Source organism: Ahrensia sp. 13_GOM-1096m, assembly GCF_000620605.1.
Taxonomy (GTDB): Bacteria; Pseudomonadota; Alphaproteobacteria; order Rhizobiales; family Rhizobiaceae; genus Ahrensia; species Ahrensia kielensis.
Window position 1 is genome coordinate 36,140 of sequence record NZ_JIAX01000015.1, and the last position, 21,320, is coordinate 57,459.

Sequence of the window (21,320 nt, forward strand, 5' to 3'; positions counted from 1 at the left end):
TGATGAACAAAACGATCCATAGACGACGTTTTGTAACTGGGTCGGCAAGCCTGTTGGGGCTTGCCGTAACCGGCTGCACAACCACAGATGTCTTTTCGGACAAACCTGTTGAGCCCAAAGAGCCTTCAATTCCACCAAACTATGTCGCTGCATATGGACCAATGCCGCAGGAGCAATTTCCATTACCATCCGTCGACTTAAACAAAGTTCCACGAAAATTCTGGCGTCGGCAAATCGATTACACGACGCCATATCCAGTGGGGACGATCATCGTCGATACGAGTACCTTTTTTCTTTACCTGGTCGAAGAGGGTGGCACTGCGATGCGTTATGGTGTCGGTCTCGGCCGTGCCGGCTTTTCGTGGTCTGGGGAAGGACGGATCGCTTGGAAGCAGGAGTGGCCAAAGTGGACACCACCTGCTGAAATGATCGAACGTGAACCTGAACTCGAAAAATGGAGCGCTGCCAATGGTGGGATGCCGCCAGGCTTGGATAATCCACTTGGTGCTCGCGCGCTTTATATATTCGAGGGAAACGTCGACACACTTTATCGTATTCATGGTTCGCCAGAATACTGGTCAATAGGCACCGCGGTCTCCAGCGGCTGCGTTCGATTGATGAACCAAGACATCATTGATCTTTATGCACGGGTGCCCAAGGGCTCAACGCTGATTGTCGTTTAGGGTGGAACGGTAAAATGAATAGGAATTTCCGTTTCACGCTGTTCGCTTTACTTTGTGCAGCAATCGTTGCCGCTGCGGTCAGCTTTTGGTTGCTTCCAAGTCGCGCTGACACTGTAGGCATTCTTTTACCCGACAACGGCGAGTTCGTTTCTATTGGTAAGCGCGTATACCGCGAAAGCTGTGCGTCCTGTCATGGTGTGAATTTGGAGGGGCAGGTTGCCGACTGGAGAAGCCCTGGTGCAGACGGGAAGATGCCGGCACCACCTCACGATGAAACTGGCCATACCTGGCATCATCCTGATCAAGTCTTGTTCAACATTACCAAGCTTGGCGTTGTTAAAGCGGCCAACTTGAAAAACTACGAGTCTGCGATGCCAGCCTATGAGGGTGTATTGTCCGATAAAGAAATCATCGCCGTGCTTTCGTACATCAAAAGCACATGGTCCGAGGAAACGCGAGCTAGCCACGATGAAATGAACAAATCCTACCAAGCAAAGGAATAAATATGATCGCCGACCTCCAAAATGTTGCGCGCGAAAAAACCGCATCCGTTACACTGGCACTTGGCACGGCAGCGCTCGCAGTGGTTGGCTCAGCATGGGCCTTTCAGTTCGCAGGCTATCTGCCTTGCCAACTCTGTCTATGGCAGAGAATACCATATTATGTTGCGATACCATTGCTATTAGGGGCCGGATTGATTGCGTTCGGCGGCAGCCTAAGCAAACGAGCGCTTCGAGCTATCCTTTTGGTTGCGGGTCTCATATTTGTCGGCAGTACATTACTTGCGATGTATCACTCAGGCGTAGAATGGGGTTTCTGGCCTGGACCCACAAGCTGCGGTGCTGGAGGCAATTTCTCCACTACTGATGCTAACGACTTGCTAGGCGCGTTATCCACCACTCGTCCTCCATCTTGTAATGAAGCTGCTGGGCGATTTTTTGGCCTTTCATTTGCCGGTTGGAACGTCGTGGCCAGCATCGGCTTGTCAGCGGCTTGTTTTCTAGCCGCTACGTCAGTTTCAAACAAATCAAGCAACGCAAAGTGAGTTCATCATGAGAGCCAACACTAAAGCTATCACACGATCCAACATGATCATCCATCTCTTACGCGGCGCGCTCGTGATTTTTGCCCTTGCCTGGATGTATGTCCCCGCAACAGCCGATGAGCAAATGAGCGAAGACCAAATCAAGCAATTAGCGCTTGAAGCAATCATGGAAAATCCCGAAATAATCCAACAGGCTTTCGAGCGATTGGAAGAGATCGCTCAAGAGCGCCAAGATGCGCAGCTAGCATCTATTTTATCGGATCGACGCGATGAGTTGGAGCGTGATCCCAATGCACCAATATTAGGTAATCCTGACGGCGATGTAACGATCGTCGAATTTTTTGACTATAATTGTCCCTACTGCAGACGTGTAAAGCCAGAGATTGCAGCGCTGTTGGAGCGCGATGACAATGTGCGTCTCGTGTATCGCGAATGGCCGATTCTTGGACCAGGTTCGGTGTTTGCCGCGCGCGCTGCGTTGGCTTCGCAGCAACAAGGGAAATACGAGGAGTTTCATTGGGCTTTGATGTCACTGGAAGGCCGGGCGGAAGAAGAGGCTATATTGGAGACCGCAGCTTCAATCGGGTTGGACATTGAGCAACTGCAAGCTGACATGAATGCTCCAGAGATCGATAATCATATCGCTGTCTCAATGAGCCTTGCTGAAGGTCTAAACATCACTGGCACACCAACATTCATTATCGGAAATTCAATAGCACCAGGCTTGGTCGAGACAGACCGTTTGGTTCAAATGGTCGATGAAGCAAGGCTTGAGAGCCAGTAGTCATATAGTTTTATGGAGATTTCGTATGCCGACTGAGTTACGTTTAATATTGCTTGACCTTCCATCTGCTGGAAGGCGTACGAATGGTTTCGGCGGACGGCTTTGCCGATCAAGAATTGGAATTTATGGTGCCTGAAAAGTCTTCAAAGATGATCTGGTTAAAGGTAACGATCACGCTCATTGCAATCACGATACTGGGGTATTTGTGGGCGTCAGGTCTTATTGGCTCGTTATTCAATAGTGTAAATTCCAATAACATCGCAGCCTGGTTTGAGCGTGCGGGAAATTGGGGCCCGTTGATTATCATTGGATTTATGGTGGCCGCAGTCGTTGCCAGTCCAATTCCAACTGCGCCGATTGCGATTGCAGCCGGTGCTGCCTACGGGCAAACGGTTGGCACGATTTATGTTATCATAGGCGCTTTCATTGGTGCGATGATCGCATTCTATTTATCCAAGTGGCTTGGACGAAATGCTATTCAAAAGTGGTTTGGTGAAAAAGCAGACAAGGGACTTCTAGGCTCACAGAATGCGCTAACCGCGACAATCTTTTTTAGTCGGTTGTTACCCTTCGTTTCATTCGACATGATTAGCTATGTAGCTGGGCTAAGTGTCATCAAAACATGGCGGTTTGCTTTGGCTACGCTCATCGGCGTTATTCCTACGGCGTTTCTCATGGCACATCTGGGAGAAATGGCAATTGATGGCGATACCGATATCGCTATGTGGTTCTCAGCGCTTCTTGGGATAGCGGTTGCGATACCGTTACTGTTGCTCGTCTATCGGAAAATTCGTCCAGCGATCGCTTGATATCGCGGATGGGCAATTATGCTCATGCCACTCGCAACTAAGCCTTGACCTTCCATCTGGTGGAACGCCTACGCTCTGTTTCAAACACATAAAGGAAATCGATCATGAAACGTCGAAATTTTCTACTCGGTGGAGGCGCGCTAATCGCACTTGGTGGTGCATATGCGCTAGCCGCAAATTCCGGGAACTTGAAAGTAGACTTGAGCAAGCGCACGGCCCTGAAGATGCCGCCGCTTCTGGACACGACAAACAGCGGCAAGCTCAACCTGACGGCACAATCGGGGAAAACTGCCTTCTTCGAGAATATGGTGTCTGACACAATTGGGTTTAATCAAAGCTATCTTGGTCCAACAATCCGCATGAAAAACGGCGCACTTCAGGCTGAGGTCAACAACGAGTTGCGGAACCCAGTGACAGTCCATTGGCACGGACTCTTGGTGCCCGGTGAACATGATGGTGGCCCACACATTCCCATAATGTCTGGCGAAAGTTGGATGCCGCAAATGCAAATTAATCAGCAGCCTGCAACCGCTTTCTACCACACCCACATTCATGGCCGGACCGCTTCAGACGTTTACGCGGGTTTGGGAGGGATTATTCATGTGACCGATGACCGTGATGAAGATCGCGCCATTCCGAGTGAGTATGGTGTTGATGACTTGACGATGGTTATTCAGGATCGCAGGTTCACGAGCCGGGGCCAACTTAGCTATGATTTATCTATGATGGACGCAATGCATGGCTTTACGGCTGACACCATTTTGGTGAACGGGCAGGTGAATGCTGTGGCTTCTGTCCCCAAGGGGATTGTGAGGCTGCGCCTGATCAATGGATCGAACGCACGCATTTACACCCTGTCGGCCGACGACGATCGTTCGCTCCATCTGATCGCTACAGATGGCGGGTACTTGGACAAACCAAGAGCCATTGATACGCTTCGGCTTTCTCCTGGCGAGCGCGCAGAGCTACTTGTTGATTTTGGCAACGGGAACTCCATGACAATGATCTCAGCAGGTGATCCAAACACCGGGCCAGGGGGCATGATGGGACGTGTTCGCGGGGTGATCGATAATGTGGTTGATCGTTCCTTCGTCGTTATGCCCTTTGTTGTCGACGAAAGGTTACCTGCTGAATTCGCGGCTCTGCCTGATCAATTAAATGGTGATGAACCAAACTTGGAAAACAAGGAAATTGCCGTTCGACAATTCTCGCTCGACATGAACACGGGGTCTGGCGGAATGATGGGTGGTGGCATGATGGGCGGCGGTATGATGTCAAACATGGGCATCAACGGTCAGAGCTTTGATATGTCTCGTATGGATTTGAGCATCAAACTCGGCACAGTCGAAAAATGGATCGTTTCAACTTCAATGCTTGCTCATCCGTTTCATATTCATGGTGTCGCTTTTCAAGTGCTGAGCGAAAATAGTGGCAAGCCGAAACCAGAAAGCATCGGTTGGAAAGATACCGTCGTTGTGGACGGAGTCACCGAATTGCTAGTTAAGTTTGATATGCCGGCAAGTCAGGAAAACCCATTCATGTATCATTGCCATATTCTTGAACACGAGGATCGAGGTATGATGGGTCAATTTATAGTGTCGTGAGCCGTGATACATAAAAGCCCTTTTGTCGGCAATCGAGTGTCTGGGCCTATTTAAGCGCTGTCCAGACACTACCCTTGTGATTTAGTGTGTCATTTGACCCGTTGCTATTCCAAAATGGTGTGGCTGATGATGAGCACCGATCGCCATCATCCCAAAAAATAAGTGGAAGAAATTTTGACGCTCATCAATAACCACGGCACGGCTGTTTATCTTTTCCTGTTTGGATATTGCGCACTCAAGAGTGGCTCACTCCCCTTATTCGGTGGATACGCAGCTCAATTCGGAGCGTTGGATTTGTCTCTCGTGGTTGCAGTTTCGTTTGCTGGAGGATATTTGGGAGATGAACTACGTTTCTTCGTCGCAAAGCGATATGGCGCTGGTTTCCTTAAATCTCGCCCCAAGCTAAAATTGAGAGCGGATAAGGCAATAACTTTGCTTGATCGCTATGGCTTGGCATATATTTTCATCTATCGCTATCCAAAGGGCATGCGCACCATAGGTGCTTTGCCTGTGGGTCTAACAGAAATCTCGTGGCAAAAATTCACAGTTTTGAATTGCGCGTCCGCACTCTTGTGGGCAACACTAATGGTTGGGGCCGGCTACTTCTTGGGGTCCGCAATTGAAAGGGCTGTAGAGCAGGGTTGGGGCGCCTTCAGTTTCGTTCTTCTTCTCATTGTAGTTTTGATTATTGCGCTCTTGTGGCGCCGAATATTCAAAATTCCGGAGGCAGTGGTCGAAAGCTAGTTCAAGTACGTTATTTAAGAACCTAGCTGTTAAGACTTCTTACTCGGATTTCGTCACCGAACCCACTAGCGTGTCGTCAGTTGTTTCTATACTAACCCAATGCCCTTGGTGCCTTATAGACTGGCGCTTAAGGTACGTGTAGGGCGTCTGATCCCAAGACTTCACTTGATTTGTTAAGTTATCAAGTACGAAGTCGCCTCGGTCGGTTCTTGCCGTGAGAACTGCATGACCTTCTCCATCAGGACGTCGTACAACAGTGATTAGTAGAGAAGATGGCGAAACGCCTTCGTTGATTAGCATCTGTCGTTTTAACAGTACGTAGTCTTCGCAATCACCCGCTTGATCAGGGAATGTCCAAACTTCTTCACGGCCATAAATATCTAGGTCGCTTTTTGGTTCTATGACCATGTTAATAGCTGAGTTTATGTTCACCATGGATGACCAAATATCTTTGGTTAGCTTCACTGGTTTAATGTCGATACCTCGAAGCTGTTTGCATTCATCAGGATAGGCGAGACAAAACTCATAGTGGCCAATCGGTTGCGAAGTGAGTTTTCCAGTTTGCATAGGGGTTGCTATGGCTGTTGTCGAAAAGAGGATGGCAAATAATATGGAACTGGCCATTCCATATATATTGACGGTTTTCTTCACATCATCTCTCCAAACATTTTGTTAATAGAAAGTTAATCATTATCGATGCTTGGAATCAACAAACGAAGTCACTTGATTAAGAAATGGTTAATAACTCGACGCTCGTTCGGTGGTGACGTGTAGTGCACTTAAAAAAGTGGATTGAGCAGAGCCTAATAGATGCATCGGCTAGATCTGCTATGGTTCAGAATTATTTCTGGTTCGCTCTTGCACCTCACCCTACTAGAGATTTTATAGTCGCTCAGCGTAAGATAAATTATTTATTTTAATTGAAAGAAGTGGCTTTTAGATGAGCTGGCGAAATCTATATCTCACATTATTCATGTTGGTGTCTGTCATTTGTATCGATCAGATTAGCAAGCTTATAATTGTTGAAGTCATCATGCACCCGCCGCGTGTTATTGCCGTATTGCCAAATTTAAACTTTGTTTTGAGCCATAACACTGGAGTGAGTTTTGGGTTGTTTGCAAGTCAGTTTCAAAGTTCACAAATATTGTTGATTGCTCTTACATCAATCATTTCAGTCTTTGTATTTATTTGGGGTGGCATTTTTAACCGTACGACAGCAGAAGCTTTATGTGCGGGGCTAATTTCTGGCGGTGCTGTCGGCAACATTATAGACCGGAGCCTGCGAGGCGCGGTGACTGACTTTATCGATATTCAGATAGCAGGACTATCTTGGCCTGCTTTCAATTTAGCCGATATGGCTATTGTGCTGGGCTCTATATTTCTTGTCATGACTTCAGCGAGCTCTCATATTGAGCAGGAACACAAAAATGATGTTTGAGAAAAAAGTGGATGATTCAGCTAATCCGACCACAGGTGCAGAGCTCATCAATAAACGGCGCAAATCGAATTTTCTTTTTTTGTTTTTACTTTTCCTTTTTGCAGGAGTAATTTTCACCATTAGTTTTACACATTTACAAAAAGAGTCGAATGAGAATTTAATCGAAAAATTTAAGCCCGATTAGCGCAGTTAGGCCTGCTATTTTCACAAATTCACGACTCCAACCTGTTCCCACGTCTTAGCTCCGCTGTACTTGAGCGCCATCAGTTTTGCACTAAGCTAACCCATGTATTAGGATTGGATCCAGATTGGCGTTTCAAATAATAGAGTTCCGCGTCTTTCCAAAGCATCACATTTTGCTCGACGTTATCCAGAATGTAATCACCCCTATCGGTCACAACAGTAAGGACCGCATGTCCACCGCCTTGGGCATCGCGTGCGACGGTGATCAATAACGAGCCAAGTGGATAGCCCATCTCGTTAAGAACTTTGCGCTTTTGAAGTACGTAATCCTCGCAATCACCCACGTTTTTTGGGTATTCCCAAAGTTCTTCAACGCCGAAGATTTCCGGATCAGTCAACGGTTTGACTGTTCGGTTCACCTGATAGTTCACATCGACGATTTCTGTCCAACGCTGTTGTGTCAATTCGATGTAAGAACCGCCGGAAGGACGCGCGCAGCGCGCTTGATAGCGCTTACAATACTCGTAGTAACCAATAGGTATCGTTGTTGCTCCGAAAGCCTGCATGCTGAACGCTGTCTCAGGCTGGCTAGGGTTTAAGTGCAGTGCGTTGGCATTTGCCGAAATTATTGACAAGATTAAGATTGCAGTCATCAGTGAAGCGCGCAGCATTTGGTCCATCCTCCATTTAGCCAGTCAATATATGACTATCATAAAGGGCTGAAATCTCTGTAAAATCAGATACTTGGATTAAAAGTAAATGCGATTAAAACACAAATAATATTGGCAGTAGTTTGTTTACTCTGTGTAGCCTTAATTTCTGGCCGCGTCATCAGAATGCAGAAATTTCTTTATAGCAGAAATTGTCTGCTCACTTACATGATGCTCAATACCTTCAGCATCAATGCTCGCAACTTCAGCTGGTACGCCCAGCGCTACTAAAAACGTTTTAACTAAGACATGACGCTCCCGACAGTGCTTCGCCAGCTTAGTTCCCTTGTCGGTAAGGAATACGCCGCGATAGGGCCTTTGCACAATCATTTCTTCTGCGGCAAGCCGTTTGAGCATCTTGGAAACAGTCGGCTGAGCAACGCCAAGTTCTCGTGCTATATCAACTTGCCGTGCCTCGCCATGTTTAGAAATCAAATCTGCAATGAGCTCGACGTAATCTTCAACAAGTTCCAAGCGGCGATTGTGACGCGTTTGGCGAAATCCATGAACTTGCAAGTCAGTTTCGTTGAACTTCTCTGAAGTTGTTGCCGTTTTCTTCAATGTGCTCATTTTTGGTCATCTCATAATGTAAAACGCCAGAGATAGTCTAGCAGTCATCACAGTACGCAATCATGCCAATGCTACGCAAGTTGGTTAAGTCCATAATAATATAGCCATTGCTATGTTTTAAGTAAAAGGCTAATTAAGATCTTTGGCCAACGCAGCAATCCTGTTGGCGCAATGAATCAAAAACAACGCCAGCAAAGAATTGGCTATTTATCAGGGAGTTGACGTGAACGGTTCCGAGATTTTCAGTGCAATAGATGGCATGTCACCAATAGCGCTTGGTTTTTTTGGTAGCTTAGCCGCTGGTCTCATGACGAGTGTTGGAGCTTTACCAGTCCTGTTTGGCAAAACACCATCACGGAAGTGGCGCGATGTCTCGCTCGGTTTTGCTGCCGGGGTTATGCTGGCCGCATCGTTTTTCTCATTAATTATTCCAGCATTGGATATTGCAGAAATCCGTTACGGCGATGGGTCGATACCAGCGTTTATTGTATGCATTGCTATCTTGATAGGGATGGGTGCTGTAGCCTTGTTGAATGAACTGATCCCACATGAGCATTTTAGCTCAGGGCGGGAGGGTCCAGAGGCTGCTTCGCTAAGACGAGTTTGGCTCTTTATAATTGCGATTACCATCCACAATGCCCCTGAGGGTCTTGCCGTGGGTGTTTCCTTCGGCGCAGAGGGCTTTGAGGGTGGATTTCCCGTCGCATTGGGTATTGGATTGCAGAATGCGCCGGAAGGTCTTGCTGTTGCAGTTGCTTTGCTTGGCGAAAAATATACGGCGAAACGCGCATTCTCGATTGCGGCGCTTACAGGTCTTGTGGAGCCTGTCACCGGCCTGTTTGGCGCTAGCGTCATCGTGTTTGCGCAACCCTTGTTGCCGTGGGGTTTAGCCTTTGCCGCTGGCGCGATGCTTTATGTCATCAGCCATGAGATTATCCCGGAAACGCACCGAAGCGGTCATCAAAATCATGCAACGATGGGGCTTGCTATTGGCTTGGTCATCATGCTGTTTTTGGATGTATGGCTCGGATAACTATCGGTTTAAAAACTGATGCGATTAATTATTCGTGTCCAATTTTGGAAAGATTTTTGTGCCGGTGTTCCAAATTTTCGAATTCTAGCGTTGAGTGTCGAATACCAAATTCCTCAACAAGCAACGTCTTTATGTCAGACTTGATGGATTCAAGCTTGCTGATTTGATCGCTCGTGATGACAACATGGGTGTCGAGCGCGGCTTCTCCTTCTTCCATTTGCCATAAATGCGCATGGTGCAATTCTTTGACACCATCAATCTGCTTTATCAAACTAATCACCTTTTCGGCATCAATATCGGGGGGGCTTCCCAGCATAAGTGTTCTTATTGGCCCACCGATTTCGGTGAAAGACAAATACAAGATATAGGCTGCAATACCGATGGTAATGGCGGGATCCACCCAACGGATATCGTAGAGAAGTATTAACGAGCCGCCAATAATAACTGCGACCGATGCCAGTGCGTCAGATAGATTATGTAGAAATAGAGCACGTATGTTCACGCTACCCTTCTGCATTGAATAGGTTAGCAATGCTGTCAGCGCGTCAATGATCAACGCTACTCCACCCAAAACCACAACTGTACAACCTGCGATTTCTGGCGGATCAATGAGCCGCATTGCGCCTTCATAGACCAGATAAAACCCAATAATTATAAGTGAGGTATAATTTATCAGAGCGGCTACAATCTCTACTCGCCCGTATCCATAAGTCATTTTTGAATCAGCTGGACGACGCGCTATTTTGCGCGCGACGAAAGCGATGACGAGCGATGCCATATCTGAGAAATTATGGATGGCGTCAGCTATAAGCGCCAGACTACCCGAATAAATTCCGCCAATTATCTGGACGACAGTGAGTAACGCATTAGCAAATATAGCAATTCCAACGCGCTTATCTCCAGAGTCAGCGTCAAGATGTGAATGATCATGCGGCAATTCTCTTACCCCTCATATTTTGGCTTCATTTGCGAAAAGCAAACAGCCGATCCCAGAAACGCATGCAACAGGCACAATCGTTATCACTTCTTGAGTTATAAGGCGCTAACACTCGAATTTGTTCCAATTGTTTGTTGTGAAGAAATCTCTTGAACCTCTACCTACCTGAGGTTTTATAAGCGTCATTGATTGCCTAATAGTTTCCCGCGTCGTTTTGCGCTCAAGGCCAAAGCTTCCAATGCCGGCAGATTGATCTAGGTAATGAACGCCAGAGGAGATTGGTATGTCGAGCGTTATTAATGAGCAAGTGAGTAACGAACGGACCTTCGCATATCTTTTTGCGGCTTGGACAATCGCTCTCACCGCTTCATTGGCCGTTCTCTTTATCGGAGAAGTTCTTGGTCAGGCTCCTTGTGATCTTTGTTGGTTTCAGCGCGTATTTATGCTCCCGCTTCCTTTGATACTAGGCATCGCACTATGGCGATCAGATTGGGGAGTTTGGCTCTATGCAATACCCATGGCTGGGTTCGGCTTGCTGATCGCAATTTACCACACGCTTTTATATGCCGGCATCATTCCAGCGCCTATTGTCCCTTGTACAGCCAGCGGGCCGTCATGTACCGGTGAATCGATGCTGATATTAGGATTGCCTATTCCAGCGTTAGCTATCGGCGCTTTCACAATAATTCTTATATTTCTATTAGCTCTTCGGAAGGTAACAAAATGAATCGGAAAACTTTAGTTACAGCTACCCTCGTCTTAGCACTCGGAGCATTTGCGGTGGGTGGCTGGCTAGTCTCTCAGCAGGACAATTCACAACCGCAACTGTCGATGGAAAACCAAGCATCCGAGGCTGTTTCCGAGTCAAATGAAGTTAACGGCCTAATTCAAGAAGCACTGGTGCGTCCATATTCACCAATTATGGGGCCAGAAGATGCGTCCGTGACTATCGTTGAGTTTTTCGATCCGGCATGTGAGGCGTGCCGTGCATTTTACCCTATCTTGAAAGACATAATGGCCGAGTACCCCGAAGAGGTAAAAGTTGTAGTGAGATATACGGCATTTCACGGCGAGGGATCTGAATTGGCAATTCTAATATTGGAGGCCGCACGTATTCAAAACATTTTTGTTCCTGTCAAAGAAGCGCTGCTAAACAATCAAGATGAGTGGGCCTCCCATGGCACGCCTGATACCAGAAAAATACTACAGATTGCTGCTGATGCGGGACTTAATATGGAGGAGGCGCTCAGGCAAATTAAGTCTCCCAGCATCGTAGGTATCCTCAATCAAGATAAAGCTGATGTGCAGACTGTTGGCGTCAGCCAGACACCGACATTTTTTGTCGACGGAAAACCTTTGGCTGAGTTTGGTGCAAAACAACTAATTGCGCAGGTACGTGCAGCTGTTGAGCAATCACGCGAAGTAAGTAAGTGAGGGTGACAACGATTATGAAGCATCTAATGTTATGTATGAAGGTCTTTACAACATTCATTGCCATAATTCTCCCCAGCGTTTTGTCGGCTCAAGAAGCTGTTCAGAGTGAGCTAGTTCAAATTTCCTCACCGTGGGCTAGAGCCAGTGTTGGGACCATGAGGCCAACTGCAGCATATTTGACCGTTGTCAATACAGGTGAGCAGATCATCACTATTACTGGTGTTGTATCTGAAGTTGCTGTTCGAAGTTCAATCCACGAAACGTCGGTAAGCGCCGACGGTGTAGGAACGATGAAACCTGTGGAAGAGGTGCATTTATCGCCCGGTGGAACATTAGAGTTTAAGCCTGGAAGTTATCACATTATGCTTATGGAGCTTAATGAGCCGCTTTTGGAAGGGGCTTCCACTTCTTTGTCTCTCATCTTTGATGATGGCTCGCAGAAGCTGTTCAATGTTCCAATTTTGAGTATCGGCGCTCGTAGCGCAGACGCCAAATGACGTCAGCTTTTAAGTCCGCCGGTATTGCTATCTGTTTTGTAGCCGTCCTCATCGCCTTTGGGTGGTGGCAGGTTGATGGACCCGGCAAAAAAGACGGGCCCAGATACGTACCAGTTTCGTTGGCCAATATGGACTTTCAGATGACAGATCATCTGGGGCTTACAGTTCACCCACGAGAACTGGTCGGTTTGCCTACAATGGTGTTCTTCGGTTTCACCTACTGCCCGGATATTTGCCCAACCACGTTGAATGACATATCGTCATGGATAGCAGCGCTAGGCGATGACGCGAAGTCCTTGAACGTGGTTTTTATCACAGTAGACCCTGAGCGCGATAATGTGGACGCCGTGGCAGAATATCTCAGTTATTTCAATCCAATAGTTAAAGGCTGGGTCGGCAATCAGGCGCAAATTCGTGAAGCAGCGAGGTTATTCGGAATAACCTACAAGCGTGTTGAAACAGACGACGGCGAATATACGATGGATCATACATCAGGTGTATATCTCTTTCGTGCAGATGGCCGCTTTGCGCGCACAATCGATTATCATGAATCCAGAGAACAGGCTTTGCCGAAAATCAAACGAACCATTCTCGAACGTTAGAATACCAGACCAGATTGGTATTCTAACGTCAATCAGCGGCACCGCTGTCGTTGATATCGATAGATAGGAAGTAGAAATGAAATCCAATTCCGGCGTCAGCCGCTTCGTGGTCCTGCTGTCCCTGATATTGTCAGCTGGGGCAGGCCATACAGCATCGGACGCAAAATTGATGTTGAATGATAAGATAGCGCTTGAACATCTCGAAATAATAAGACCGTTGCGAGGTGCTCCGAATGCACAAGCGTATTTCACCATTTGGAACGGCACCGAACAGGGTATCTACTTAGCCAGAATTACCGATCAATCCGGTCTAGTATTCACTCTTCAAAAATCAAAAGAACTAAATGGAGACTTACAATGGCAGAACGCCTCTATGCCAAAAGTAATACCACCTAAAAGCGAATTTACCGCTAAAGAGGGCTTATTCCGCCTCATTGTCGATGCTGCTGTACTCAATAATGTCAAAGCCGATAAGCTCCGTATGCTGTTTCAACTTGTCGACGGGCAGCCAGTCGAAGCATCCGCAATGGTTTTACCGTTTGGCACCGATCCCACAGATCATCACCACGGATTGCTTGATGGTGAATGAATTGGCAAAACAGTAATTGTGCCTAAACTGCAACAGAATTTATCTGCAAAAACTCAAAAATCTATTTCACGCAAATGTTTACTGCGTGTTGACTTTAATCGCGGTATAAAGACTGCATGGTTTTAAAAGGCTCAAATGTTCTATTGTGTGCGCTCATGCTTCTAACATGTATGTTTTTTTCTATGCATGCGGCAAAGGCGGCCTTTGAGCATCCGTCCATCAAAGATGTTGGGCATGCTTCGACCGTTTTAGCTGAAACAGATTTTGCAAGACCGCAGTCACTTGATATTGATGCCAACAGTAACGAACACTGCTTAACGCACGCAGTATTCATGGTGCCTGAAGAAATGGGACAGAATTTCGTCATCACATCACATATTGAAAATATGATGAGTTTTGAAATCGTGCTTTCTGAAAACTATTTCAAATTGCTACGCCCACCAAAAGTATAATTCGAGTTCATTAATACCGGCTCGCCCGTATGACTTTCATTTACTTTTGGAGACATTTAATGCTTTCTCGCAGATCTATTCTATGCGGCGTAGCCGCAACAACACTATCATTGAATCCAATCAGCGCGTTTGCGCATGAAAAAGATGCCAATGTAGCTTCTAAATATCGGCCACAAACCGTAAAATACTCTGGCTATAAGCCGGGTACTATCGTGGTCGATACTAAAAACCATTTTCTCTATCTTCAACTTCGAAACGGTAAGGCGCGGCGTTATGGTATCGGGGTAGGCCGCGCGGGTCTTAGGTTCAAAGGTAATGCGACTATTGCACGAAAAGCAAAGTGGCCACGTTGGACGCCAACTCAAAACATGATCAAGCGCGAACCACAGAAATATGAAAAATTTGCTGGTGGCGTGCCTGGCGGACCAAAAAATCCGTTGGGCGCAAGAGCTCTCTATTTATACAAAAACGGAAGAGACACGTTATACCGAATTCATGGGACCACTCAGCCCTCGTCAATCGGTCAGTCTGTTTCTAATGGATGCATTCGTATGATCAACGCCCATGTTGAAGACTTATACGAGCGTGTTTCACTCGGGGCGCAAGTAGTTGTTACCTAGACATTAGAACCGATCAAAATTCATTTAATAGCCGTAACCTCGGTGTTGGTTGCGGCACAGTTCAAAGTTTATATCATGATTAAAAGACGCCAATTTTTAACCGGTTCGGCTGCATTGTCTATTATGCCGCTTGCCGCATGCTCAACGACCACAGACGCTGTCGATCCGGCAGTGAAAAGTGAGCCGAGTATTCCTGCAAATTATAAGTCAATGTACGGCCCGTTACCTCAAGAACGGTTTCCTATTCCCGGGATCGATCTTGGCCGTGTTCCAAGTAAGTTTTGGCGCCGGGAGGTGAGTTTTCCCACCAAATATCCTGTTGGCACAATCATTGTTGATACGAGGTCATATTACCTACATTTGGTGCAACCAAATGGGAAGGCGATGCGCTACGGTGTGGGCCTGGGGCGTCAAGGTTTCGAATGGTCTGGAGAAGGCGTAATTCAATGGAAACAAAAGTGGCCAAAGTGGACACCGCCAGCAGAAATGATTGCAAGGCAGCCTGAACTTGAAAAGTGGAGTGCGGCGAATGGTGGTCAGCCGCCAGGATTAGGCAATGCCTTGGGAGCAAGAGCGCTCTACATTTTCCAAGATGGAAAAGACACACTTTATCGTATTCATGGCACGCCGGAATTTTGGACGATCGGGAAGTCCGTATCCAGCGGTTGTGTCAGAATGATAAACCATGATGTCATTGACCTCTATGGGCGTGCGTCCGGAAAAAATCGACTTGTTGTACTGTGATTTGTTTAATAACGCAGCTGATTACAGTGCATAAAAAGGGCGATCTGATATGAATATTCGGAACGGACTGCGTATTTCTCTGCTGCTGTTAACGACCGCCGCTATATCAGGATGTGTGAGCAGTACACTCGATCTTTCTAATCGGGGGTCTGTTTCTATTCCATCAAAAGCTAGAACAGACATGCGTGAGAGAGGCATGTCCATAAGCTCTCCTGTTTTGGTCAGAATTTTCAAAAAGGAAAGCGAACTAGAGCTTTGGAAACAAGATAGCACGGGCAAGTATGCACTTCTGCGCACGTATCCAATGTGTCGGTGGTCTGGACAGCTAGGTCCCAAAAAGGCCGAGGGTGATCGCCAAGCACCTGAAGGGTTTTACGAGGTAAACTATAGCCGGCTTAACCCCAACTCGCAGTTCTACCTATCCTTCGATTTGGGGTTTCCTAACAAACTTGAAAAGGCAAAAGGATATACGGGCTCCGCACTAATGGTGCATGGAGCCTGTTCGTCTTCTGGCTGTTTTGCGATCTCAGATGAATATGTTGCAGAACTATATTCTATTGTACGTGATGCGCTCAAAGGCGGGCAAACTGCGTTTCAAGTTCAGTCCTATCCATTCCGAATGGAACCGGAGAACTTAGCAGTTTATAGCAGCAACCCAAATTATGACTTCTGGCTGGACTTAAAAAAAGGATATGATCACTTCGAGGTCACTAAACAGCCGCCCAAGTTCAACTTTTGCGAAGGAGGTTATCGATTTGGCTCGCCCGTAGAGGGGCAGTTGCCCGCTAGTGCCATGGGAAGCTGCCCGACGTTTGCACCAGAACCAGAAATGGTGGCATCAAAGACGGCCAACGACTTAAGCAAGGTGGCAACACTGTTGGACGATGGATACACGAAAACCTACGCATATTCTGATGGCGGAATGCACCCGACTTATCGCAGTATATTGTCACAGAAGGGAGCTGATTTTTTGTCAAAGCGCACATCCTCAACTCAGGTTCCCGTCAGCAGGCCAAAGGCAGCATTGTCCGATCCGTTCTTACCCAAATGAATGAGAATTTAGGCGACAAATAGCCACGAGAGCGGGATGATGAGCGCCAAGAGTATCGGTTGATGTAGGAGGTAAATTGGCAAGCTTTTTTGTCCTGCCCAGGCGATAAACTTCACAATTGGGTTGTTTCTCGTCTTTGACGATAGTGCACTACTTCGTTTCGGCAAATTTACGAATTTTGCAAAGGCAACGCCTAAAATGCTGAGGCCAACCCACGGAAAAAGTGGCACAAAATCGTTGCTGCTTGGGGCAAGGTTATAAAGCCCAGTCCATGCAAGCCAGCGTGTATCAAAAGTTTCAAAGCTAAACCATTGCGGAAGTAGCAATGATATCACTCCTGCAAATATGATCAAAAGTACGGGCAGTTTTAGAAATAGAAAGCTAATCAAACTCGCCACGGTGATGGCATGCAAGATTCCGTAGTAGATAAAACTATTTGGGAATGCGAACCAAGTCACTGCACTAATAACAAACGCTGCCAACGCGACTACTAGCAGCCGTTTGAGAAACGCCCTTTTTTTGAAAGTTCGCGCGTGCGCTAAGACGAGGCTGCATCCCACAAGAAACATGAAAGTTCCCGCCAACAAGTTACCAAATCCCAGCCAAATTGGATGGAAGGCAAAGCCTGAAATAAATCCGGTAAATTCGAGATCCCATACGATGTGAAAGGCAACCACGCCGAGGATTGCCATTCCACGTATTATGTCGACTTCGACGAGCCGTGCAGATTTATCTGTCATTTGGAGGGAAATAATCCAAGCAAAACTTCGACATATTTTTTAGTTCGCTGAGTCATATGAATTGAATATCTCTGTAGTGTTATCCATCTTGAATAAGACGACATCATATTGTTCACGTTCGTCCTCTGTCCCCATTCCTGGTGATCCAAAAGGCATGCCAGCTACGCCGATGCCAAGCGCGTCTGGGCGTTCTGAAATCAATCTCCGAATATCTGCCGAAGGCACATGGCCTTCAATTATATAGCCATCAATCTCTGCGGTGTGACATGAGGCAAGCTCCTGCGGGACACCTTTTTTAAGTTTCAATTGGATTAGGTCTGCAGGATGCAGCTCTTCGGAAGTCACTTCAAACCCTTGATCGGCAAGCAAATCAGCCCAAGCTGAACAACAACCGCAACCGCGACCTTTGATGACATGAAGCTTTGGCGAAGTGTTGCTCACCGCTTTCGTAGCAGAAACACAAAAGACTGCTGCCGATCCCATAATCAAACTACGTCGAGTCATTACCATTTCGAGGCCCTTTTTTCTTAAGCTAATGCTGTTGCAGCGAGCAGTTAAAATAGCATGCTCCAATACATCTCAGAACATAGTTCAAATCTTGTGTCCACATCTGCTGCTTCTCGTTGTTAGTTGGCATCGTTTTTAGATGGATTATATCCTAGCAGTCTCAATGCATTTATCGTCACAAGTACAGTCGCACCCGTATCCGCCAAAATTGCAATCCAGAGTCCTGTCATACCGAGCACGGTTGTTACAAGAAACACAGCCTTCAACCCGAGAGCTATAGCAACATTTTGCCTGATATTGGCCATGGTTGCACGCGACATACGGATCATCGCTGGTATGTCAGTAACCCGGTCTCGCAAAATCGCCGCGTCGGCCGTTTCGAGCGCTACATCTGTCCCCGATCCCATTGCGACGCCTACCGCTGCTTGCTTTAATGCAGGTGCATCATTGATGCCGTCACCGATCATCATAACACTGCCGGTAAGGTTCAATGTACGGATATGCTCTAACTTGTCTTCCGGCAGCATTCCTGCGCGAAATTCCATCCCCAATCCACCCGCAATTGCAGCAGCCGTGCGCTCGTTATCGCCAGTCAAGATTATCGGGGTTATGCCAAGTTCCTTGATTTGAGCGATCGCGTCAGGAGCGTCTTTACGCGGTTCGTCACGCATGGCGATCAAGCCAAGCGGTTCATTTTTCCGGTAAACTACAACGACAGTTTTGCCCTGCCTCTCGTGAGAGGCTGCAATTTCCATTACTTCGTCGCTGATCACCTTGTTAGAAAGTGCATATTTGGGGCTCGTGACCCAAGCTGGTATGCCATTTACTATTGCTTCCACTCCCTTGCCCATCAGCGCTTTGGCGCCTGAAGATTGGGGTAGGGATATGTTTTCTGCTTCGGCCTTTTGCAAAATGGCTGTTGCCAGAGGATGGCTGGAGCCCGTTTCTACGCCAGCAGCGATTTCCAAGATTACATCGTTTGTGTGATCACCGAGCCTTACAATGTCGGTCACAGCAGGCCGGCCGTAGGTCAAGGTGCCCGTTTTATCAAAGGCAATTTTATCCGTTTTCGCGGCTGCTTCAATAACAGCGCCACCTTTAAATAGGAGACCTTTTTTCGCACCAGATGACAAAGCAGAAGCAATGGAAGCCGGTACTGAAATGACGAGCGCGCATGGACAGCCGATTAAAAGCAAAGCCAGACCACGATAAATCCATGTATCCCATGCTTCTCCAAAAACTAGGGGAGGGATGACAATAACAAGGGCGGACGCGATAACGATGGCAGGCATATACCAGCGACTGAAACGATCAATAAAACGTTCGGTCGGTGCGCGAGCGGACTCTGCTTCTTCTACGAGCTGAATAATGCGAGATATCGTATTGTCTTGCGCCGTTTTCGTTACAGTTATCCGCAAAGCTGCGTCCGTGTTGATGGATCCAGCGAAGACTTCATCGCCAGGCTCTTTCGCAACAGGTATGCTTTCCCCGGTGACAGGACTTTCATCTAAACCGCCGAACCCTGATATAATCTCACCATCAGCAGGAACGCGATCACCTGGGCGCACCAAGACAATTTCACCAACCTTCAATGCTGCTACAGGGACTTCCTTTGTCGTTCCATCTATCTCAAGAAGGGCTGTCTTCGGCACCAACTGCGCCAGCGCGCGAATGCCATCACGTGCTTTGTTTGCAGCGACACCCTCAAGTAGCTCGCCAACAGCAAACAGGAACACGACCAGGGCGGCTTCTTCTGCAGCATCGATGAACAAAGCGCCTGTTGCAGCTATTGTCATCAACATTTCTATAGTGAAAAATTGACCCGTTGCCAAAGCAGCAAAAGCTCTACGCGCAACCGGAATTAACCCGATTAAACAAGCTGCTACAAACCCCCATTTTCCTAGTTCTGCACCTGCACTAAGCTCAACGACCCAAGCAATCGCGAGAAGGAGGCCGGTGCCGATAACCAATTGGCCCTTGGCTGTTTGATACCAGTTCTTGCCGCGATCTTCGGGCTTATCATGCGTATGCCGTGCCGAATCTGAATGTTCATCATGATCATGGTCTTCGCCATGGGCTTCTGCATTTTCAACTAAATTAGAGTTGACCTGTTTCTGCCGGGTTACGCCATAGCCCAGCTTTTTAATTGTGCTCTCAATTGCCTCAGGATTTCCCGCATCGTTATCAAGATCAACTTTCAGTTTCTCTGACATGATGGATATATTGACCGTGCCAACGCCTGGCAATCGCTCGACAGCTTTGGTAATTTTGGAAGCGCAAGAGGCGCAGTCCATACCTGAGACAGTCCACTCGTATTTTTCCAACTTCATATTCTAATTCTCCAACTTTTGGTATGTCATCCATTTCTACGACCTCTAGCTGCTTGAGGTTCAAGCAAAAAATCGAAAATGACTGAACTTAATGATCGCTTATGAACCAGGGTCCCGGCGGTCGTTCCGCTCAAACTAGCTTCGCCCAAGAGTTTCGGAGCGCGGCTATTCCAGTTTAGCAATCTCTTTGGACTAAATGTAACGCGGTACTCGCAATCGATATGACCGATAATCTTCGCCATAGACCTTTTCCAACCATGGCTCTTCGGCAAAAGGTGCAACTGCCAAGACCGCGAAGCCGATCGCTAGAACAGGTAAAGCCCACAGCGAAGCTGTCAAAACTCCCCAACCCAACAAGATTGTGATGTCGGCAACATATTGTGGATTACGAGACCAGCGATAGAGGCCATCCGTTTTAAGTCCCGTGGCTTCGCCACTTGTAGCATCCATACCAATTTTAAATACGCCATTCCAAACAGCGATATTACCTAATACGATAAGTGGCACGCCGATGCCCCATCTAATTGCTGCAGGCCACTCGAAGCGGTTCCAATCTAAAGCACCAAGCACGAAGGCCGCGGCAAATATCAGAATAGTCATCAACCAGACGCGAAATTTGATGGCTTTGGTTGCATGTTCAGGTGGCCAAGTTCGCTTTTCAGGGTATATGGCGGACAATACCAGCATACCAAGCATATAAGCGCCCGCTATCAATCCTGCGGCCAGAGTAGCGATATAAATTTCAATGGTCATCATCAAACCCCTTTCTTAAAAAATAGCCAGCGCGGAACGCGTGCTGCATATTCGTCAAATGCTTCGCCAAACTTCTCGCGAAGACTTCGCTCTTCATCGCGGATCTGAAATCGGTCTATGGAGGTGTAAAAAATTGCAACAGCGATGAATGAGCTCAGTGCGCCCAGCCAAAGTACAAAGGCTAACACTAAAAGCAGCATGCCAACATACATTGGGTTTCGGCTTATGCCGAAGATGCCATCGATCACGAGTGTAGATGCATCATTGGGTGATTGCGGGTTTACAGTGGTTTTATGCCGTATGAAGCTAAAGACGGCTGGCAGCAGGAATGCCACTCCCGCAAGGACTTCAAGAGCGACTAGCCAGTTTGGTGAGTAGAAATTCAAAATTGGTATATACGCACTAAGACTGCCCGCTAATGCGAAGCAGAACGCCAGTTGGGCAACGGGAGGGATTCTCAT

General features: G+C 47.2%; 28 protein-coding genes. 19 read left to right on the top strand and 9 right to left on the bottom strand.

Features of this window, described 5'->3' with window-relative positions:
- Positions 1 to 2: 2 nt before the first annotated feature.
- From N530_RS0113410 to N530_RS0113440, 7 genes are all read left to right on the top strand, one after another.
- The gene (locus N530_RS0113410) at positions 3 to 683 is read left to right on the top strand and encodes a L,D-transpeptidase (protein WP_035267211.1); all 681 of its coding nucleotides are present in this window, start codon (positions 3 to 5) and stop codon (positions 681 to 683) included.
- Between the two features lie 14 nt (positions 684 to 697).
- Entirely contained in the window at positions 698 to 1,186 is a 489-nt protein-coding gene (locus N530_RS0113415) for a cytochrome c (protein ID WP_026481105.1), read from the top strand.
- 2 nt (positions 1,187 to 1,188) lie between these two features.
- On the top strand, positions 1,189 to 1,728 hold the full coding sequence (locus N530_RS0113420) for a disulfide bond formation protein B (protein ID WP_026481106.1): 540 nt from the start codon (positions 1,189 to 1,191) through the stop codon (positions 1,726 to 1,728).
- A gap of 7 nt (positions 1,729 to 1,735) precedes the next feature.
- Positions 1,736 to 2,512: a DsbA family protein gene (locus N530_RS0113425; RefSeq protein ID WP_211097908.1), complete on the top strand. Its 777-nt coding sequence runs from the start codon at positions 1,736 to 1,738 to the stop codon at positions 2,510 to 2,512.
- An 83-nt stretch (positions 2,513 to 2,595) separates the two neighbouring features.
- Positions 2,596 to 3,321 carry a TVP38/TMEM64 family protein gene (locus N530_RS18190; protein ID WP_211097909.1) on the top strand — a complete coding sequence of 242 codons (726 nt, stop codon included), beginning with the start codon at positions 2,596 to 2,598 and terminating at the stop codon, positions 3,319 to 3,321.
- 104 nt (positions 3,322 to 3,425) lie between these two features.
- Complete coding sequence (locus N530_RS0113435; protein ID WP_035267183.1) at positions 3,426 to 4,925, top strand: multicopper oxidase family protein; 1,500 nt, start codon at positions 3,426 to 3,428, stop codon at positions 4,923 to 4,925.
- A 174-nt stretch (positions 4,926 to 5,099) separates the two neighbouring features.
- Complete coding sequence (locus N530_RS0113440) at positions 5,100 to 5,669, top strand: DedA family protein (protein ID WP_202899084.1); 570 nt, start codon at positions 5,100 to 5,102, stop codon at positions 5,667 to 5,669.
- A gap of 39 nt (positions 5,670 to 5,708) precedes the next feature.
- Here the strand turns inward: N530_RS0113440 and N530_RS0113445 are convergent, their stop codons facing one another.
- On the bottom strand, positions 5,709 to 6,293 hold the full coding sequence (locus tag N530_RS0113445; protein ID WP_051540977.1) for a transglutaminase-like cysteine peptidase: 585 nt from the start codon (positions 6,291 to 6,293) through the stop codon (positions 5,709 to 5,711).
- A gap of 316 nt (positions 6,294 to 6,609) precedes the next feature.
- On the opposite strand from N530_RS0113445, the gene lspA reads away from it, so the two are divergent.
- Both lspA and N530_RS0113455 read left to right on the top strand, forming a co-directional pair.
- A complete protein-coding gene (lspA, locus tag N530_RS18195) occupies positions 6,610 to 7,107 on the top strand; it encodes a signal peptidase II (protein ID WP_051540960.1) in 498 nt (165 codons plus the stop codon).
- A complete protein-coding gene (locus N530_RS0113455; protein WP_026481111.1) occupies positions 7,097 to 7,291 on the top strand; it encodes a hypothetical protein in 195 nt (64 codons plus the stop codon). Before lspA ends, N530_RS0113455 begins: the two co-directional genes overlap by 11 nt.
- A gap of 79 nt (positions 7,292 to 7,370) precedes the next feature.
- On the opposite strand, the gene N530_RS0113460 is transcribed toward N530_RS0113455, so the two are convergent.
- Positions 7,371 to 7,961: a transglutaminase-like cysteine peptidase gene (locus N530_RS0113460; RefSeq protein ID WP_026481112.1), complete on the bottom strand. Its 591-nt coding sequence runs from the start codon at positions 7,959 to 7,961 to the stop codon at positions 7,371 to 7,373.
- A 141-nt stretch (positions 7,962 to 8,102) separates the two neighbouring features.
- The gene (gene mntR, locus N530_RS0113465) at positions 8,103 to 8,570 is read right to left on the bottom strand and encodes a manganese-binding transcriptional regulator MntR (protein WP_051540961.1); all 468 of its coding nucleotides are present in this window, start codon (positions 8,568 to 8,570) and stop codon (positions 8,103 to 8,105) included.
- A gap of 223 nt (positions 8,571 to 8,793) precedes the next feature.
- On the opposite strand from mntR, the gene N530_RS0113470 reads away from it, so the two are divergent.
- Positions 8,794 to 9,603, top strand: coding sequence for a ZIP family metal transporter (locus N530_RS0113470; RefSeq protein ID WP_247869203.1), 810 nt, complete (start codon positions 8,794 to 8,796; stop codon positions 9,601 to 9,603).
- Between the two features lie 28 nt (positions 9,604 to 9,631).
- On the opposite strand, the gene N530_RS0113475 is transcribed toward N530_RS0113470, so the two are convergent.
- Entirely contained in the window at positions 9,632 to 10,540 is a 909-nt protein-coding gene (locus N530_RS0113475; protein ID WP_026481115.1) for a cation diffusion facilitator family transporter, read from the bottom strand.
- A 283-nt stretch (positions 10,541 to 10,823) separates the two neighbouring features.
- Between N530_RS0113475 and N530_RS0113480 the strand changes: the two genes are divergently transcribed.
- The 9 genes from N530_RS0113480 to N530_RS0113520 all read left to right on the top strand — a co-directional run bounded on the left by N530_RS0113480 (position 10,824) and on the right by N530_RS0113520 (position 16,529).
- Entirely contained in the window at positions 10,824 to 11,267 is a 444-nt protein-coding gene (locus N530_RS0113480; protein ID WP_081773976.1) for a disulfide bond formation protein B, read from the top strand.
- Complete coding sequence (locus N530_RS0113485) at positions 11,264 to 11,974, top strand: thioredoxin domain-containing protein (RefSeq protein ID WP_026481117.1); 711 nt, start codon at positions 11,264 to 11,266, stop codon at positions 11,972 to 11,974. The genes N530_RS0113480 and N530_RS0113485 overlap by 4 nt, the downstream gene beginning before the upstream one ends.
- 14 nt (positions 11,975 to 11,988) lie before the next feature.
- Entirely contained in the window at positions 11,989 to 12,471 is a 483-nt protein-coding gene (locus N530_RS0113490) for a copper chaperone PCu(A)C (RefSeq protein ID WP_051540962.1), read from the top strand.
- Entirely contained in the window at positions 12,468 to 13,073 is a 606-nt protein-coding gene (locus N530_RS0113495; RefSeq protein ID WP_026481119.1) for an SCO family protein, read from the top strand. The genes N530_RS0113490 and N530_RS0113495 overlap by 4 nt, the downstream gene beginning before the upstream one ends.
- Positions 13,074 to 13,149: 76 nt before the next feature.
- On the top strand, positions 13,150 to 13,662 hold the full coding sequence (locus tag N530_RS0113500) for a hypothetical protein (RefSeq protein ID WP_026481120.1): 513 nt from the start codon (positions 13,150 to 13,152) through the stop codon (positions 13,660 to 13,662).
- A 170-nt stretch (positions 13,663 to 13,832) separates the two neighbouring features.
- Complete coding sequence (locus N530_RS0113505) at positions 13,833 to 14,114, top strand: hypothetical protein (RefSeq protein WP_155852007.1); 282 nt, start codon at positions 13,833 to 13,835, stop codon at positions 14,112 to 14,114.
- Positions 14,115 to 14,173: 59 nt separating this feature from the next.
- Positions 14,174 to 14,734: a L,D-transpeptidase gene (locus N530_RS0113510; RefSeq protein WP_035267185.1), complete on the top strand. Its 561-nt coding sequence runs from the start codon at positions 14,174 to 14,176 to the stop codon at positions 14,732 to 14,734.
- A 75-nt stretch (positions 14,735 to 14,809) separates the two neighbouring features.
- Positions 14,810 to 15,478 (top strand): L,D-transpeptidase, encoded by a 669-nt coding sequence (locus tag N530_RS0113515; protein ID WP_026481123.1) that lies wholly within the window; start codon positions 14,810 to 14,812, stop codon positions 15,476 to 15,478.
- Positions 15,479 to 15,527: 49 nt separating this feature from the next.
- Positions 15,528 to 16,529, top strand: a complete 1,002-nt coding sequence (locus N530_RS0113520; RefSeq protein WP_035267187.1) for a murein L,D-transpeptidase family protein — start codon at positions 15,528 to 15,530, stop codon at positions 16,527 to 16,529.
- An 8-nt stretch (positions 16,530 to 16,537) separates the two neighbouring features.
- Here the strand turns inward: N530_RS0113520 and N530_RS0113525 are convergent, their stop codons facing one another.
- The 5 genes from N530_RS0113525 to N530_RS0113545 all read right to left on the bottom strand — a co-directional run bounded on the left by N530_RS0113525 (position 16,538) and on the right by N530_RS0113545 (position 21,320).
- The gene (locus N530_RS0113525) at positions 16,538 to 17,269 is read right to left on the bottom strand and encodes a heparan-alpha-glucosaminide N-acetyltransferase (protein WP_026481125.1); all 732 of its coding nucleotides are present in this window, start codon (positions 17,267 to 17,269) and stop codon (positions 16,538 to 16,540) included.
- A 39-nt stretch (positions 17,270 to 17,308) separates the two neighbouring features.
- Positions 17,309 to 17,842, bottom strand: a complete 534-nt coding sequence (locus N530_RS0113530) for a DUF411 domain-containing protein (protein WP_247869204.1) — start codon at positions 17,840 to 17,842, stop codon at positions 17,309 to 17,311.
- 53 nt (positions 17,843 to 17,895) lie between these two features.
- On the bottom strand, positions 17,896 to 20,106 hold the full coding sequence (locus N530_RS0113535) for a heavy metal translocating P-type ATPase (protein ID WP_026481127.1): 2,211 nt from the start codon (positions 20,104 to 20,106) through the stop codon (positions 17,896 to 17,898).
- Between the two features lie 192 nt (positions 20,107 to 20,298).
- Positions 20,299 to 20,862, bottom strand: coding sequence for an isoprenylcysteine carboxylmethyltransferase family protein (locus N530_RS0113540; protein WP_051540963.1), 564 nt, complete (start codon positions 20,860 to 20,862; stop codon positions 20,299 to 20,301).
- Positions 20,862 to 21,320 (bottom strand): isoprenylcysteine carboxylmethyltransferase family protein, encoded by a 459-nt coding sequence (locus N530_RS0113545; RefSeq protein ID WP_026481129.1) that lies wholly within the window; start codon positions 21,318 to 21,320, stop codon positions 20,862 to 20,864. Before N530_RS0113545 ends, N530_RS0113540 begins: the two co-directional genes overlap by 1 nt.

Coding starts and splice junctions, on each gene's coding strand:
- N530_RS0113410 (WP_035267211.1), top strand. CDS start 3: ATGAACAAAACGATCCATAGACGACGTTTTGTAACTGGGTCGGCAAGC.
- N530_RS0113415 (WP_026481105.1), top strand. CDS start 698: ATGAATAGGAATTTCCGTTTCACGCTGTTCGCTTTACTTTGTGCAGCA.
- N530_RS0113420 (WP_026481106.1), top strand. CDS start 1,189: ATGATCGCCGACCTCCAAAATGTTGCGCGCGAAAAAACCGCATCCGTT.
- N530_RS0113425 (WP_211097908.1), top strand. CDS start 1,736: ATGAGAGCCAACACTAAAGCTATCACACGATCCAACATGATCATCCAT.
- N530_RS18190 (WP_211097909.1), top strand. CDS start 2,596: ATGGTTTCGGCGGACGGCTTTGCCGATCAAGAATTGGAATTTATGGTG.
- N530_RS0113435 (WP_035267183.1), top strand. CDS start 3,426: ATGAAACGTCGAAATTTTCTACTCGGTGGAGGCGCGCTAATCGCACTT.
- N530_RS0113445 (WP_051540977.1), bottom strand. CDS start 6,293: ATGGCCAGTTCCATATTATTTGCCATCCTCTTTTCGACAACAGCCATA.
- lspA (WP_051540960.1), top strand. CDS start 6,610: ATGAGCTGGCGAAATCTATATCTCACATTATTCATGTTGGTGTCTGTC.
- N530_RS0113455 (WP_026481111.1), top strand. CDS start 7,097: ATGATGTTTGAGAAAAAAGTGGATGATTCAGCTAATCCGACCACAGGT.
- N530_RS0113460 (WP_026481112.1), bottom strand. CDS start 7,961: ATGCTGCGCGCTTCACTGATGACTGCAATCTTAATCTTGTCAATAATT.
- mntR (WP_051540961.1), bottom strand. CDS start 8,570: ATGAGCACATTGAAGAAAACGGCAACAACTTCAGAGAAGTTCAACGAA.
- N530_RS0113480 (WP_081773976.1), top strand. CDS start 10,824: ATGTCGAGCGTTATTAATGAGCAAGTGAGTAACGAACGGACCTTCGCA.
- N530_RS0113485 (WP_026481117.1), top strand. CDS start 11,264: ATGAATCGGAAAACTTTAGTTACAGCTACCCTCGTCTTAGCACTCGGA.
- N530_RS0113490 (WP_051540962.1), top strand. CDS start 11,989: ATGAAGCATCTAATGTTATGTATGAAGGTCTTTACAACATTCATTGCC.
- N530_RS0113495 (WP_026481119.1), top strand. CDS start 12,468: ATGACGTCAGCTTTTAAGTCCGCCGGTATTGCTATCTGTTTTGTAGCC.
- N530_RS0113500 (WP_026481120.1), top strand. CDS start 13,150: ATGAAATCCAATTCCGGCGTCAGCCGCTTCGTGGTCCTGCTGTCCCTG.
- N530_RS0113505 (WP_155852007.1), top strand. CDS start 13,833: ATGTTTTTTTCTATGCATGCGGCAAAGGCGGCCTTTGAGCATCCGTCC.
- N530_RS0113510 (WP_035267185.1), top strand. CDS start 14,174: ATGCTTTCTCGCAGATCTATTCTATGCGGCGTAGCCGCAACAACACTA.
- N530_RS0113515 (WP_026481123.1), top strand. CDS start 14,810: ATGATTAAAAGACGCCAATTTTTAACCGGTTCGGCTGCATTGTCTATT.
- N530_RS0113520 (WP_035267187.1), top strand. CDS start 15,528: ATGAATATTCGGAACGGACTGCGTATTTCTCTGCTGCTGTTAACGACC.
- N530_RS0113525 (WP_026481125.1), bottom strand. CDS start 17,269: ATGACAGATAAATCTGCACGGCTCGTCGAAGTCGACATAATACGTGGA.
- N530_RS0113535 (WP_026481127.1), bottom strand. CDS start 20,106: ATGAAGTTGGAAAAATACGAGTGGACTGTCTCAGGTATGGACTGCGCC.
- N530_RS0113540 (WP_051540963.1), bottom strand. CDS start 20,862: ATGATGACCATTGAAATTTATATCGCTACTCTGGCCGCAGGATTGATA.
- N530_RS0113545 (WP_026481129.1), bottom strand. CDS start 21,320: ATGAGAATCCCTCCCGTTGCCCAACTGGCGTTCTGCTTCGCATTAGCG.